We start from the raw sequence: 14181 nt of genomic DNA on the forward strand, positions 1-14181 counted from the left end.
AAGGAATGAGAATAATTACATTTAAGATTAGATTATTTCAATTATTAATTTCTGTTTGCCTTTTATTATTTATAAATTCTGCAGTTGCGCAGAACAATTATCAAAGTCACTATGAGTTTAGCTATAAAGACATTGATAATTTTAGAAAAGTTCTAAAAATTGTAAAAAGCAAAGGAGATACTCTTAATGCCATAAAAGAATATTTCAATGAGGGTTCTGAAGGTATGAAAGCATGGATATCAAGATATGATGTCAAACCAGAGAGAATACAAGCTGCAGTTAAATATTTTCCTAGTTACTACGAATACTTAGCAACTCTAGATATTAAATTAAAACAGATGGAGCATGAAATTGTTCGTGGTCTTGATGGACTAAAGAATCTATACCCGTCAGATTTTGTTCATATACCACCTATATATTACTTTATACTATTTGCTGGAGGTGGAAGTGTAGAAATGACTGCCAATATGATAAGTGTAGATTATTTCGGTTATCATAAAAATATCGATGAGTCTGAATTTGATAGAATTGGAGGTTTGTTTCCAAAAGGAAAACTTCCTTTAGTCTCTGTGGAAAATGTACCTCAGGTAGCAATTCATGAAACAGCTCACTTACTTCAATCTTATATACAAGGAGATCAAGATTATACTTCCATTTATAAAAATGATAATAGAACAATTTTAGCTTATCTTATTAGAGAAGGTAGTGCCGATTTTCTTACATATTTAGGTGTTAATCTTAAAGATTCTTCAAAGTTTGGTTATGGAGATAGACACGAAAAAGAACTTTGGAAATTAATAGAACCAATATTAAATGAAGACCCAAACAAACACTCAGGTTGGTTTTCAGGTAATTCTAGTAAGCACCCTGATTGGCCTTTTCAGATTGGTTATTACTTAGGATTTAAAATTGTCGAAAATTATTACAATGAGTCATTAGATAAACAACAAGCCAATAATGAAATTTTATCAAGTCATAAGCCTCAAAGCTATCAGAAATTTATCGATTTGTATCGTAAAAAGTGGAAATAATGATTACAGCTTAACAAATTCCATGTTGTTCCAATATATTTTTTTATCACATATCTTATAATAGTACTTTAAAACAAAAATGAAACACTTTATAATTTTCAAGCATCTAAACAAAACAATTAAACTATCGTTGTTAATACTAATAATATTTTCATGTAATACTACAAAAAATCATGATAAAAAAGTGATCGTAATTCATGCAAGAGGAATATCTTACCCAGAGCTAATGGATTATGTTAATTCTAAAAACTCTGAAGGTTTCTTTAAACGCCAAGAAAAAGAAGGTACCATTAAAAAGCTTACCCCTATAACCAATGCCGTTACTAGTACTAATATAGCTTCTTTTGAAACAGGTTCTACACCTTCCAAGAATGGTATTCTTGGACATATATATGGGATAAAACAGAGTGATTCTTTACAGTTTGTTAGTGGGTTTTCACAACGTTTTGCCAAAGAAACCTTTTGGGAAAAAGCAGCTCTTTCAGGTAAGAAAGTGTTAAATATTGGTGCATTGACCTTATTTGGAAAACGCGATACCCTTAAAAATGTTGACTTGATTGCTCAAGGTAGTCAACTAACGAGCCCAAAGATTATATATCTAATAGCAGATAGAAATAGTGAAAGTGATTCAATAATTAAATATTCTACCATTGAAGGAAACTCCAAAATTCAATTCAACAAACAAAATCCTGACTCAGTAGTTATTTATGCAAAAAAACACAATAGAAATAGAATATTATTATTTGATGATGACTACAATAATGATAATGGCATTGTTGAAAAATTAAATATAGATAAATGGTCTGAAATTGAGTCATTTAACATAAATAATTTCAATCAAACATTTAGAATGAAATGGATGAATGCTTCAAATGATACTTTAAAGTTATATATAAGGTCTGCGTATAAAAATCGAGGTTATCCGGAAGGTTTTTTAAAACATATTGACAGTGCAATTGGAACGTCTAAAGGTTGGCCAAATATTCCGCTTTATTCATTAAAAAAAATAACAGATACTACTTTAACTGAAGAAATAAATACTGAATTAGATTACGTAATGGATGCGTTCTCTTTTGCAACAAAAAGAAAAGATTACGATTTAATAATGATAGATTATCCTTTAATGGACAGAATGGGTCACGCATTCTTAAGTCTAAAAGATTCACAGCAAGTTATTAAAAAACATTATATAGATGCTTACAATAGAATGAATGAAGATTTTGAAGATTTTGAAGAGTATGCTAAAGGGAATGGTTATGAACTAATTATAACTTCAGGTCATGGCTTCTCTCCTATACATACCTCAATTCATCTTAATAAACTTTTAAATGAAAGCGGAATTAAAACTGAAATAACTAAAAATAAATGGGAAGCAATAGGTGTTCCTGGAAAAGTATCGGCACATATTTATCTAAATAATAAGTTGAGTTCAAATGAAAAAGTAGAAGCTTTAAGTAAAATAGAAACTGCTCTTAAAAATTTAAATAACTCCTCTAAAAAACCACAAATAATAGATAAAGTATTTAAAAAAGATGATTTAAAAGATATAGGATTAAATCATAATAATTCTGGTGATCTGTTTGTGTTATTAAATCCAGGATATGTCTTTGAGAATTATAATCCAAAAGCTAAAACTATTTTTGGAGTTCCATCATTTAAGGGAGACCATGGTTATTCGTTAGAACATCCTGATTCTTTTGGTATTCTAATTTCCGAAGAACAATGTAGCCCTTGCCTAAACACAGATATCTCTAAAATTATTGAGAACAAACTGAAACTTAACTAATAAGTAGTCTATAGCTTATAAATTTGCCTTTGCTTTCAGCAAGCTATTCTGTTCTTCTAATAATTCTTTAACTCCTGCAAGTAATTCTATATCCTTAGGTGTTACTACCGTTTCATCTGTTGTGTCTTGAGCTCTTCTACGCAATCTATTCATAAATTTTACTACTATAAAAATGGTAAAACCTATGATTAAAAAATCTAGTAAAGCTTCCGCGAAAGCGCCATAACCAATAGCAACTTCATCTGTAATTATAGCTCCGCTAGTATCAACTTGGGCGTTTTGTAGAATAATACGTCTGTCTTGTAAATTAATTCCGTTTGACATTAAAGAAAGTGGCGGCATTAATACCTTTTTAACCAACACATCTATTACTGTATTAAACGAAGCGCCAATAATAATACCAATAGCCATATCTATCATATTGCCTTTTACGGCAAACTCTTTAAACTCTTTAAGTAAATTCATAACAGGTAGAAATTAGAAGCACAAATGTATGGAAAACTTAAAAAGTTTTTGGCTCAAAATCTTCGCTATAAGGTATGTTACTAGCGATATCAGTAATTTTTAAATAATCAACTTCACCAGCCCCTAAAAAGCGAAAACGTACACCAACCACGTCTCCTATAGATTTGGTGTATTTCTTAGTAAAAACATTGATATCATTTATAAAGATAGTAACCGATTTATTTTTGGCTTCAATTTTTATGTCTTTAAATTCTGATAAATCAGTACCTAATGCAGAAAGATCATGCTCTTTGCCACTTAAAAAGACATCACTTAGCATAATGCCAATTTCTGAAACACAACCAACAATAGCAAAAGGAACTAAAAAAGCGCTTTTCGTACCAACCACCACAATGCTAGACTGTTGACACACTGCCCATTTATCGTTATAAGTATTTTTAATTGAGGTAGTAAGCATAAAGTTATCGCCCGAAATTGGTGTAATATCATTTACATAATGAAAAGAAGACAACAATGGTTTTTCGCTAGCTTTTATTTCTTCTAGAGTTTGTTCATTAAAGCCTAACTTACCAGATACAATCTTGTTTGATTGTATATACTTAGGTATTGGTTCATAATCTATAGTACCTACCCAGCCATCACTTTTAATAAAAAGATCATGCTCTCTTATGAGTTGGCCATCAATTAAGAGTTTTGCTCTAAAATAGCCAGGATAATAATATTGTCCAGTGGCTTGTTTTTGATCTTTTGTTATCTTTATAGTTTTGGTAGGGTCCCAAAATTGTTGAATATAAATACTATCAGATTTTACATCTTTAAGATCAAAATCAAAGACAACTGAATTTGGCAATCCTTCGGTAATAGGTTTACTACTAAACTCGATTTGAGAATAATCCGGTATAATATTCTCACCTTTACCTGTCATAGAATAAAGTGATAAAAATAAGATGGTCATCGCTGCAGCCGAAGCAGTAATAATACCTAGGTTAGGTGATATTTTTTGTTTTATCCAATTAGGCTTTCTAATAGTTGACTTATTCTTAAAATCACGCCAATTTAAAAACCCTGCAAATTGAGCCAAGGTATTCAGAGTACTTATACTTGGTGCATTTTTATAATTTACTTTGCCCCATACTCTTTTTAAAGTTGTAGGACTTAATAGTACTTGTGTTTCCTGCTGAATTTTTTCACTTAATTCAATAAACACATCATTATGCCATGATTTGGAGCTACCCCAACCTAACTGCTCTTCTATTAAAAGAAGGCATTTTTTTACAAGTGTATGTTCTGGGTATGTATTCATTGAACACAAAAATCAACAAAAGTTTTGATATGAACAACAATGAATGAAATTGAACGACTTTGTTTGCTATTGATTGCCAGATATCTATAAATTTGATACAAACTTTAATAATACGGAAATGAAATTTCAAAAAACACTAATGATACTGATCCTATCAACTGTTATAGGAAACGCACAAGATATTATACCTCTTGATACAACAAATTGGGAAATAACAGCAAACGCTCATGTAATTGAAAAGTATAAGGGTAAAAATGCCATTTACCTTCAAGGTGGTGCTATATCTTTAAAGAATACTAAATTTTTAAATGGAACCATTGAATTTGATATTTTTTTAAAAGAAGAACAAGCGTTTCCAGGTATATATTTTCGAGCAAATGGTTTTGATAGTGAGCAATGGTATATAAGGCCTCACCAGTCAGGAAACCCAGATGCTAATCAGGCAGCTCCTACTACTAAAGGTATTAGCCCATGGCAATTATATTTTGGCGAGAAATATTCATTTCCTTATAAATATGAATACGATGATTGGACTCATGTAAAACTCGTAGTAAATGATGATAAAGCTCAAGTGTTTTTAGATTATGCTGAAAAACCAAATTTATCATGGAAACTCTTTCATGAGCCAAAAAGCGGAGATATTATTTTTAGAGGAGGAAATCGTTCTGGAATGCATTTGGCAAATATTTCTATTGATAACAGCAATACCGAATTACAAGACTATAAGCCTAATGAAAGAAAAACAATAAAAAATCTAATATCAGAATGGCAAGTATCAAATAAATTTGATGAAAAGCTTTTAAAAACTCCAAGAAAAATAGACTCCTTAGTTCAATCTCGAAAATGGGTAGGTAAAATTAAAATTGAAGAAGGAACAGCTGCCAATATTTCGAGATTAGTTCAACGTTATAATGATACACCAGGTAATACTGTGTTTGCGAAGGTAGAAATTACTTCAGATAAAGATCAATTAGAATTACTTGAGTTTGGTTACAGTGACAGAGTTGTTGTTATTTTAAATGGAAAACCATTGTACTGGGGTACTAACAGATGGCGATCTAGAGACTATCGTTATTTGGGTACTGTTGGTTTATTTGATGGAGTGTATTTAGATCTTAAAAAAGGCAAGAATACATTATTAATGGCCGTTTCTGAAGATTTTGGCGGCTGGTTAGTTACGGGTAGAATAAAAGATAAAGATGGAATAAAAATTAAATGATTCAATATTATTCGTGATGATAAGGTTCATTCTTTAAAATGGTAAACGCCCTATAAAATTGTTCTACCATAAATAAACGAATCATCTGGTGAGAAAAGGTCATTTTAGATAAAGACACTTTACCTTGTGATTTTTTATAAACAGTTTCTGAAAATCCGTAAGGCCCACCGATAACAAATACTAATTGCTTAATTCCTGAATTCATTTTCTTTTGTAGGAATTTAGAGAACTCTATTGATCTAAATTCACGACCTTTTTCGTCTAATAAGATGAGATGATCTGAAGATTGTAATTTCTTAAGTATCAACTCTCCTTCACGTTCTTTTTGTTCTTTTTCAGAAAGATTTTTGGCATTTTTAAGGTCAGGAATAACTTCTAATTCAAATTTTACATAGTGTTTTAAACGCTTTTGATATTCTTCGATTAGCAGAAGCAGTTGCTTATCATCTGTTTTGCCAATCGCAAGTAGTTTGATTTTCATCTGATAAATATAAAACTTATTTTTGCTCAACAAATTTCAATACATGATCAGTCAACAACAATTTGAAAAAGAATTAGAGCTAATTATTAGCAATGCTATAAGAGAAGATGTAGGTGACGGAGACCATAGCTCTTTAGCTTGTATTCCAGCTGATGCCAAAGGAAAAGCCAAACTCTTAGTAAAAGATAAAGGTATTATTGCTGGGGTAGAATTTGCTAAAATGGTTTTTAATTATGTTGACAAAAACATGACTATTGAAACCTTGATTGAAGATGGCAGTAATGTTAAGTATGGAGATATTGTCTTTTACGTTGAGGGAGCATCACAATCGATTCTAAAAGCAGAGCGATTGGTATTGAATGCCATGCAACGCATGAGTGCAATAGCTACTAAGACTAAAAAGTTTGTTGATCTATTAGAAGGAACTAGTACTAAAGTGTTAGATACGCGTAAGACTACACCTGGTATTAGAGCTTTAGAAAAATGGGCAGTAAAAATTGGTGGTGGCGAAAACCATCGCTTTGCTTTATATGATATGATTATGTTAAAAGATAATCATATTGATTTTGCTGGAGGACTTACCAAAGCTATTGATAAAACAAAGCAATACCTAAAGGATACTAATCGTGATCTTAAAATTATTGTTGAAGCTCGAAATCTAACTGAAATTGAAGAAATATTGCAATCAGACGGTGTTTACAGAATATTAATAGACAATTTTAATTACGAGGATACCCGTAAAGCTGTTAAAATGATTGGTGATAAATGTTTAACTGAGTCTTCTGGTGGCATTAATGAAAAAACTATTAGAAAATATGCAGAATGTGGTGTAGATTTTATTTCTTCAGGAGCACTTACCCACTCTGTTTATAATATGGACTTGAGTTTAAAAGCAGTCGAATAATTACTTCTGACTTTCTTTAAGCATAGGAACGAATCGGAAATTACCAAACTCATGTTTTTCAAAGTCTTTATCACTATTTCTAATATACAGCGTCATTACTTGTACATCGTCTCCTATGGGAATTACAAGCCTACCACCTATCTTAAGTTGTTCTAACAATGGTCTAGGAACAAAAGGTGCTCCAGCAGTAACTATTACTTTATCGAATGGTGCAAATTCTTTCCAACCAATATAACCATCACCAAAATTCAGTTTTTTTGCCACATATCCAACTTTTGGTAAAAACTTTCGGGTCTTTTCATACAATTCCTTTTGACGCTCTATAGTATAAATTTCAGCACCTAAGGCAACCAAAACTGCAGTTTGGTATCCAGATCCCGTTCCGATTTCTAAAACCCTATCTCCTTTTTTAATCTTTAATAGTTCCGTTTGAAAAGCAACAGTATAAGGTTGAGAAATTGTTTGATCTGCAGCAATAGGAAAAGCCTTGTCTTGATATGCAAAGTCTATAAAACCAGAATCCATAAATAAGTGTCGAGGTATTTCAGCAATAGCCTTTAGTACCTTTTCATCTTCAATTCCCTTAGATTTAATTGTTTTAACCAATTGGTTTCTAAGTCCTTTATGTCTGGCTGTGTCTTTTATCATATTGATTTCAAATTACGGAAATAATTCACCAAAAGAACAAATAAAAAAGGCTTATTTTGTAGCTTTGTTTAAAATCATTTTCCATGCTAAAAGTTGGTGTTTTAGGTGCTGGTCACCTTGGTAAAATTCACTTAAAGTTATTACAACAATCAGAAAAGTACGAACTGGTTGGTTTTTATGATCCTAATAAAGAGAATGCCAAAAAAGTATCTGCTGAGTTCGGTTATACCGTTTTCAATACAATTACTGACCTAATAGATACTGTTGAAGTTGTTGATATTGTAACACCCACTCTTTCTCATTTTGAATGTGCTAAAGAAGCTATTATTAAAGGTCGACATATTTTCATAGAGAAACCTATTACTAATACAGTTTCGGAAGCTGAGGCAATCAGAACATTGGCTAGTATTCATCATGTGCGTGGACAAGTTGGCCATGTTGAACGTTTTAACCCTGCGTTTACGGCAGTAAAAGACACTATTAAAAACCCAATGTTTATCGAAGCCCACCGCTTAGCTGAATTTAATCCTCGTGGCACTGATGTTCCAGTAGTTTTAGACTTAATGATTCATGACATAGATATTATATTAAGTGTGGTTGATTCTAAAGTTCGTAATATCAATGCCAGCGGAATTGCCGTTATTAGTGATACGCCAGATATTGCAAATGCACGCATAGAATTTCAAAACGGATGTGTAGCTAACCTTACAGCAAGCAGAATTTCTTTAAAGAATATGCGTAAATCTCGTTTCTTTCAAAAAGATGCATATATCTCAGTTGACTTTTTAGAAAAGAAAAGTGAAGTGGTAAAAATGAAAGATGTGCCGGAAAACCCTGATGAGTTCGCCATGATCTTACAAAATGCTGAAGGTATTAAAAAACAAATCTATTTCGAAAATCCTGATATAGAACCTAATAATGCCATTTTAGACGAGCTAGAAACTTTTGCTGACGCAGTGAACAGCAATACTGAACCAATTGTGACTTTAACGCAAGGAGCAAATGCATTACGTGTAGCTCAACAAATAATCGATTGTTTTTAAAATAAATTATACTTTCGCTGTCGCGGAATAAAAATCAAATTTAAATTATGAAGAATGTAGCTGTAATAGGAGCTGGAACTATGGGTAACGGAATTGCTCATACTTTTGCACAGTTTGGATATAAAGTGCAATTAATAGATGTATCACAAACAGCTTTAGATAAAGGTATAGCGACCATTTCTAAGAATTTAGATAGAATGGTTGCTAAAGAAAAAATCTCTGAGCAAGATAAACAAGATACTTTGAATAGTATACAAACATATACCTCTATAAAAGAAGGTGTTCAGTATGCTAGCTTAGTAGTTGAAGCTGCCACTGAAAACATTGATTTAAAATTAAAAATATTTAAAGAGCTCGATGAAGTTTGCCCAGATGATACCATTTTGGCTAGTAATACTTCCTCAATTTCTATTACTAAGATAGCTTCTGTTACCAAACGACCAGATATGGTTATAGGTATGCATTTTATGAATCCTGTACCAATTATGAAACTAGTTGAAGTTATTAGAGGTTATAACACTTCTGATGAAGTGACCAATACAGTAATGGAACTTTCAAAGAAACTAAACAAAGTTCCGGTAGAAGTAAATGATTATCCAGGTTTTATAGCTAATAGAATCTTAATGCCAATGTTAAATGAAGCTATTTATTCTTTGTACGAAGGTGTTGCTGGAGTTTATGAAATTGATACTGTTATGAAATTAGGAATGGCACACCCAATGGGACCTTTGCAATTAGCAGATTTTATTGGTTTAGATGTTTGTCTATCGATATTAAATGTTCTTCATGATGGATTTGGAAATCCGAAATATGCTCCTTGCCCTCTACTGGTTAATATGGTAACAGCTGGTAAATTAGGTGTGAAATCTGGTGAAGGATTCTATGACTATTCAGAAAGTAGAAAAGCAGAAAAGATATCTTCTCAGTTCTCATAAGGTGTTAAAGAAATTGCTTCTCTTTTTATTTTTGATAAATGTATTTTTGTGCATTTCTCAAGAAAAAAAGAATACTTCTAAATTTAAACCAAAAGCCATTAGTTTCTACTTTGGAGTTGGAAATGAAAATAACATCTTTTTTAATGATAAAGACTATTCATACAAAACCAATATTGTAAAAGCTTCTTTTTACTATCCACTAAACAGAAGAAAGTATCAATTGGGTTTAAGTATACAACCTCAAGTTCTATTTATTAGACATCAATTGCTTAATAAGTACTTTGTGGAGCCTCATGAAGAAAATTTTGAAGAGCTTAGAGAACGATTTACTAAAGTGAAATCCATGAAATTATATGCGTTTCAAGGTGAATTATCTATAAAAAAAAGAATATTAAAGAAGTTTGATTTACTTGCTTATTTATCATTTGGACCTGCAATAATAGATACAGAAACGGAGCGTTTATCAAAAGGTTTTACATTTATAGAAAATTTAGGCTTAACCATAGATTACCTAATGAGTGATAAGTGGTTTTTTTCAATTAAACCCAGTTTTAATCATGTTTCTAATGCAGAATTGCAAGATAGAAATAGTGGCTATAATAGTTTAAATTTAGAGATTGGGTTAGGGTTTAGAATATAAAAAAATCCGAAGTAGTTTGGCAACTAACTTCGGATTTAGTTTATTTAGTTTTTAAAGTTTAGTTATCATCATCTTCCTCATCGTCATCTTCTTTCTTAGCTTTTTTATTCCAAACCTTAATTTTATCTTCTGGAGTTACTCCTTCAAGAATTTCAACATTAATACCATCTGATATTCCCAGCTTTACATCACGTTTCTCATACTTATCTTCTCCAGTTTGTATTTCTACATAAGGCTCTTCTGTCTTTTTATCGAATTGTAATAAAGATTCTTTTATAGATAATACACTATCCTTTTGTTCTAAAACAATTTCTGCATTAGCACTATATCCAGCACGTAGAAAGTAACTATCATCCAAGGTAACGTCAGCTTTAATAGTAAATTGAACCGCACCACTATCTTCAGTTCCTTTAGGAGCAATAAAATTTAATTTTGCTGGGAATTTTTTATCATTTACAGCACCTAAAGTAATATCTAGGTCAATATCTTTTTGAATTTTGCCAACTTCTGCTTCATCTACTTTACCTTCGAATATCATCTTAGTCATATCCGCAATAGAAGCTATAGTAGTACCGGCATTAAAATTATTACTTTGTATTACTTGATCTCCCTCTTTAACAGGAATCTCTAATACTGTTCCAGCTATTTGAGCCCTAATATTAGTGTTAGCTCCACCTCCACCAACAGATCCTCTACGAATAATTTGGTAATCATTTTGAGCATTACGTAAATCTTGCTTTGCTTGATTAAAAGTCAATTCAACAGCTTCAAATTCAGAACGAGAAATAACTCCTTTATCATACAGTGCTTTATTTCTATTGTAAGAAATCTCAGCATTATTTAACTGAATTTGAACACTATTTACACGGCCTCTAGCACTATTTAAGGATTGCTCATTTGGAACTACTCTAACTTTAGCTATTAGATCTCCTTTTTTAACCTTAGTACCTTCTTCTAAATAGATTTTGTCTATAATACCAGATATTTGTGGTTTGATCTCGATCTCTTCTAAAGGTGTTACTTTACCTGTTGCCACAGTTTTCTTAACTATATTGGTTTTAAATGCAGTTTCAGTTTCGTATTCAACAGGTGATTTGCTGTTCATTTTACCAAACCATATCAGCACTGCTATTAATGCTACTGCTATGACACCAAATATGATCTTTCTTTTCATTTCTTATTGATTTTCTTAGTTGATTATTTATATATTATGTTTCTATTATTCTTCTCTTAAAGCTTCAATTGGTCTAATACTTACTGCTCTTTGTGCTGGAATTAAACCAATTAAGGTTCCAAAGGTTACTAAGGCCAATACAGCACCAATGGCTATTGGAATATTAACAGTAGGATTCACAAAAGGTATACCATCTCCTCCTACTAAAGTAGCGTTTATTATAAATAATATAAGTCCTCCGAAAATAATTCCTAAAACTCCGGCAATTAATGTTAAAAAAACCGATTCTAGCACTATTTGGCCTTTTACATCCTTAGGTGTTGCACCTAAAGCTCTTCTTATTCCAATTTCTTTAGTTCTCTCTTTAACTGTGATTAACAAAATACTACCAATAGCAATAACACCAGCAATTAATGTAGTTATACCAACAAACCATGTTAAGAATTTGATTCCTTTTACAAAGCCAGTAATTCTAGCATACATCTCTCCAAAATTAAAAGAACCAAAAGCTCTCTCATCTTCCGCATGCACCTGATGCCTTCGCTTTAAAACTGTCTTTATATCTTTTTCAACCTTAGTAATATCTGCATCTTTATGAGCAGCTATAACCATCCAGCCAATGCCATCTCCTGTATTATTTAGTTTTCTAAACGTAGTAAACGGCATATAGATAGAATCATCACTTTCAAAACTACCACCAGTACGTTCTTTATAAACTCCTACCACTTGAAAAAAACTTCCATTAATTTCTACATAATCACCAACGGCATTCTCATCTTTTTCAAATAACTCATCTACAACTTTTTTACCAATAATACATACTTTACGTTCAGTTTCTATATCATTTTTATTAATAAATCTGCCATCATACAGCTTGATCTTATTAACGTTATCTAATATAGGATAGTCACCAAAAACCTTATATGTTTTAGAATTAGTTTTTCTCTTAACCTGAGCAGGTGGGCCCCCAAAAACGCCTTGCACGTTTCTTGGTGCTACAAATTCTACCTCTGGTACATATTTTTCTATAGCCTCGGCATCTTGCACTTTCAATCTAATTCTTCTACCTCTTTGAAAACCTTTATTTGGAACACCAGTTCTGCTTCCCCATAAAAAAATACTATTTGTTGCTAAATTGCTAAATTCCCTATCAAAACCATTTTCCATTCCTCTCGCAGCACCTAATAAAGTAATGAATAACAAAATGCCCCATAAAACACCTACAACTGTTATTGCTGTTCTTAGTTTACTCTTTTTTATCGAGCCGAATATTTCTTGCCAAGTGTCACTATCAAATATAAATTTCATAATACTAGGTTTTTTTAATCTTCACTTAATGCTACTACTGGTTTTATTCTTGCTGCACGTCTAGCGGGTATATATCCTGCAATTGCACCTACTAAAACTAAAATAACTGTTGCAGAAATAATTGTTCCAGAGTTAACCTGAGGGTTTGTAATAAAAAAATCTTCTAAGCTGTCTCCCATCCTACTTAGAGCAAAAACCGCAATAAGCAATCCAATATATCCAGCAATAGCAGTAATAAATACTGATTCTTGCAATATTAAACCAACTATTGAACCTGGTGTAGCACCTAGAGCTTTTCTAATACCTAACTCTTTCGTTCTTTCTTTAACAACAAAAACCATAATATTTCCTATTGCAATGGCTCCAGCAAACAATGTTCCAATACCAATCCATAAAACAATCATTTGCAGCATGTTTGCAAACTGCATGTTCTGTTGGTAATTATCAAAAACAGATCTTATCCAGATACCACTTCGATCACTTTTAGCAACTGAATGTTTTTTCTTCAGGATTTTGTTAATATCAGAAACCATTTTTTTAGCTCCAGATACTCCAATAGCTTTATTAAAAGATAGGTTTATTTGATCAATCTCATCTGTATTTTTATGCACCAATTGTGTAGTACTTACTGGAGTATAAATTAAACGCTCTTCATTGTCTCCGCCAGTATCTCTAAAGATTCCAACAATCTTGTAAGTGCTGCCATTCATCTCTAAAAATTTACCCAAAGCAGGTTGATTCTTAAACAAATCTTCTTTGACTAAGCGTCCGATTACAACAACTTTACTTTTATTCTTAATATCACGATTATCTATATATCTACCTTCCGTAATTATTGTATTTTCTAAGAATTGATGATCCGGAAAGACTGCTCTTAAACTATAAGTTCCCGATTCATCCTTATTTACAACCTCAACTGACTTATATACTCTTGGGGTAATATATTCTATTTTATCTCCGAGCTCCTTTTTTAACAATTCGAGGTCATCATTTTTAAATTGTATTTGACGCCCTTCTTTGAATCCTCTATACGCTTTAGTAGTAGTTCCTGTACCTACAAATATGGTATTCGTAGCGTCATCTGAGAAGAATTTATTAAACGTATTTTTCAACCCGTTACCCATACCAAAAAGAACAGTGAATATAAAAATACCTAAGGCAACAGTAAATGCGCCTAAGAAAGTTCTAAGCTTATTCTTACCTATTGATTGAAATATTTCTTGCCAACGGCCTATATCAAACAT

The 14181-nt window shown here is 31.7% G+C and carries 14 protein-coding genes; 7 read left to right on the forward strand and 7 right to left on the reverse strand.

The annotated features are described in order from the left end of the window. Positions 1–5 precede the first annotated feature (5 nt). A complete protein-coding gene (locus AC1EUV_RS06440; RefSeq protein ID WP_480197856.1) occupies positions 6–1031 on the forward strand; it encodes a DUF2268 domain-containing putative Zn-dependent protease in 1026 nt (341 codons plus the stop codon). Between the two features lie 79 nt (positions 1032–1110). Beyond that, entirely contained in the window at positions 1111–2817 is a 1707-nt protein-coding gene (locus AC1EUV_RS06445) for an alkaline phosphatase family protein (protein WP_480197857.1), read from the forward strand. Between the two features lie 15 nt (positions 2818–2832). On the opposite strand, the gene mscL is transcribed toward AC1EUV_RS06445, so the two are convergent. Both mscL and AC1EUV_RS06455 read right to left on the reverse strand, forming a co-directional pair. After that, on the reverse strand, positions 2833–3282 hold the full coding sequence (mscL, locus tag AC1EUV_RS06450) for a large conductance mechanosensitive channel protein MscL (RefSeq protein WP_480197858.1): 450 nt from the start codon (positions 3280–3282) through the stop codon (positions 2833–2835). Between the two features lie 37 nt (positions 3283–3319). Beyond that, complete coding sequence (locus tag AC1EUV_RS06455) at positions 3320–4585, reverse strand: hypothetical protein (protein WP_480197859.1); 1266 nt, start codon at positions 4583–4585, stop codon at positions 3320–3322. Positions 4586–4703: 118 nt separating this feature from the next. On the opposite strand from AC1EUV_RS06455, the gene AC1EUV_RS06460 reads away from it, so the two are divergent. Then, positions 4704–5804, forward strand: a complete 1101-nt coding sequence (locus tag AC1EUV_RS06460; protein WP_480197860.1) for a hypothetical protein — start codon at positions 4704–4706, stop codon at positions 5802–5804. Between the two features lie 7 nt (positions 5805–5811). On the opposite strand, the gene rlmH is transcribed toward AC1EUV_RS06460, so the two are convergent. After that, entirely contained in the window at positions 5812–6285 is a 474-nt protein-coding gene (rlmH, locus tag AC1EUV_RS06465) for a 23S rRNA (pseudouridine(1915)-N(3))-methyltransferase RlmH (protein WP_480197861.1), read from the reverse strand. A gap of 43 nt (positions 6286–6328) precedes the next feature. Between rlmH and nadC the strand changes: the two genes are divergently transcribed. Beyond that, the gene (gene nadC / locus AC1EUV_RS06470) at positions 6329–7189 is read left to right on the forward strand and encodes a carboxylating nicotinate-nucleotide diphosphorylase (protein ID WP_480197862.1); all 861 of its coding nucleotides are present in this window, start codon (positions 6329–6331) and stop codon (positions 7187–7189) included. On the opposite strand, the gene AC1EUV_RS06475 is transcribed toward nadC, so the two are convergent. Then, entirely contained in the window at positions 7190–7834 is a 645-nt protein-coding gene (locus AC1EUV_RS06475) for a protein-L-isoaspartate(D-aspartate) O-methyltransferase (RefSeq protein ID WP_480198287.1), read from the reverse strand. An 86-nt stretch (positions 7835–7920) separates the two neighbouring features. On the opposite strand from AC1EUV_RS06475, the gene AC1EUV_RS06480 reads away from it, so the two are divergent. Genes AC1EUV_RS06480 through AC1EUV_RS06490 form a run of 3 tightly spaced genes read left to right on the forward strand, consistent with a single transcriptional unit; the run spans position 7921 to position 10455 of the window. Next, positions 7921–8880, forward strand: a complete 960-nt coding sequence (locus AC1EUV_RS06480) for a Gfo/Idh/MocA family protein (protein WP_480197863.1) — start codon at positions 7921–7923, stop codon at positions 8878–8880. A 47-nt stretch (positions 8881–8927) separates the two neighbouring features. Then, on the forward strand, positions 8928–9815 hold the full coding sequence (locus AC1EUV_RS06485; RefSeq protein ID WP_480197864.1) for a 3-hydroxyacyl-CoA dehydrogenase family protein: 888 nt from the start codon (positions 8928–8930) through the stop codon (positions 9813–9815). A 46-nt stretch (positions 9816–9861) separates the two neighbouring features. Beyond that, positions 9862–10455, forward strand: coding sequence for an acyloxyacyl hydrolase (locus AC1EUV_RS06490; RefSeq protein ID WP_480197865.1), 594 nt, complete (start codon positions 9862–9864; stop codon positions 10453–10455). 58 nt (positions 10456–10513) lie between these two features. On the opposite strand, the gene AC1EUV_RS06495 is transcribed toward AC1EUV_RS06490, so the two are convergent. From AC1EUV_RS06495 to AC1EUV_RS06505, 3 genes are read right to left on the reverse strand one after another with little or no spacing between them, the layout of a single operon-like run. After that, positions 10514–11629, reverse strand: coding sequence for an efflux RND transporter periplasmic adaptor subunit (locus AC1EUV_RS06495; protein ID WP_480197866.1), 1116 nt, complete (start codon positions 11627–11629; stop codon positions 10514–10516). 45 nt (positions 11630–11674) lie between these two features. Beyond that, positions 11675–12937, reverse strand: a complete 1263-nt coding sequence (locus AC1EUV_RS06500) for an ABC transporter permease (protein WP_480197867.1) — start codon at positions 12935–12937, stop codon at positions 11675–11677. Between the two features lie 14 nt (positions 12938–12951). Continuing rightward, positions 12952–14181, reverse strand: a complete 1230-nt coding sequence (locus AC1EUV_RS06505) for an ABC transporter permease (protein ID WP_480197868.1) — start codon at positions 14179–14181, stop codon at positions 12952–12954.

This window comes from Maritimimonas sp. 2304DJ26-3 (assembly GCF_056591635.1).

Coding starts and splice junctions, on each gene's coding strand:
- AC1EUV_RS06440 (WP_480197856.1), top strand. CDS start 6: ATGAGAATAATTACATTTAAGATTAGATTATTTCAATTATTAATTTCT.
- AC1EUV_RS06445 (WP_480197857.1), top strand. CDS start 1,111: ATGAAACACTTTATAATTTTCAAGCATCTAAACAAAACAATTAAACTA.
- mscL (WP_480197858.1), bottom strand. CDS start 3,282: ATGAATTTACTTAAAGAGTTTAAAGAGTTTGCCGTAAAAGGCAATATG.
- AC1EUV_RS06455 (WP_480197859.1), bottom strand. CDS start 4,585: ATGAATACATACCCAGAACATACACTTGTAAAAAAATGCCTTCTTTTA.
- AC1EUV_RS06460 (WP_480197860.1), top strand. CDS start 4,704: ATGAAATTTCAAAAAACACTAATGATACTGATCCTATCAACTGTTATA.
- rlmH (WP_480197861.1), bottom strand. CDS start 6,285: ATGAAAATCAAACTACTTGCGATTGGCAAAACAGATGATAAGCAACTG.
- nadC (WP_480197862.1), top strand. CDS start 6,329: ATGATCAGTCAACAACAATTTGAAAAAGAATTAGAGCTAATTATTAGC.
- AC1EUV_RS06480 (WP_480197863.1), top strand. CDS start 7,921: ATGCTAAAAGTTGGTGTTTTAGGTGCTGGTCACCTTGGTAAAATTCAC.
- AC1EUV_RS06485 (WP_480197864.1), top strand. CDS start 8,928: ATGAAGAATGTAGCTGTAATAGGAGCTGGAACTATGGGTAACGGAATT.
- AC1EUV_RS06495 (WP_480197866.1), bottom strand. CDS start 11,629: ATGAAAAGAAAGATCATATTTGGTGTCATAGCAGTAGCATTAATAGCA.
- AC1EUV_RS06500 (WP_480197867.1), bottom strand. CDS start 12,937: ATGAAATTTATATTTGATAGTGACACTTGGCAAGAAATATTCGGCTCG.
- AC1EUV_RS06505 (WP_480197868.1), bottom strand. CDS start 14,181: ATGTTTGATATAGGCCGTTGGCAAGAAATATTTCAATCAATAGGTAAG.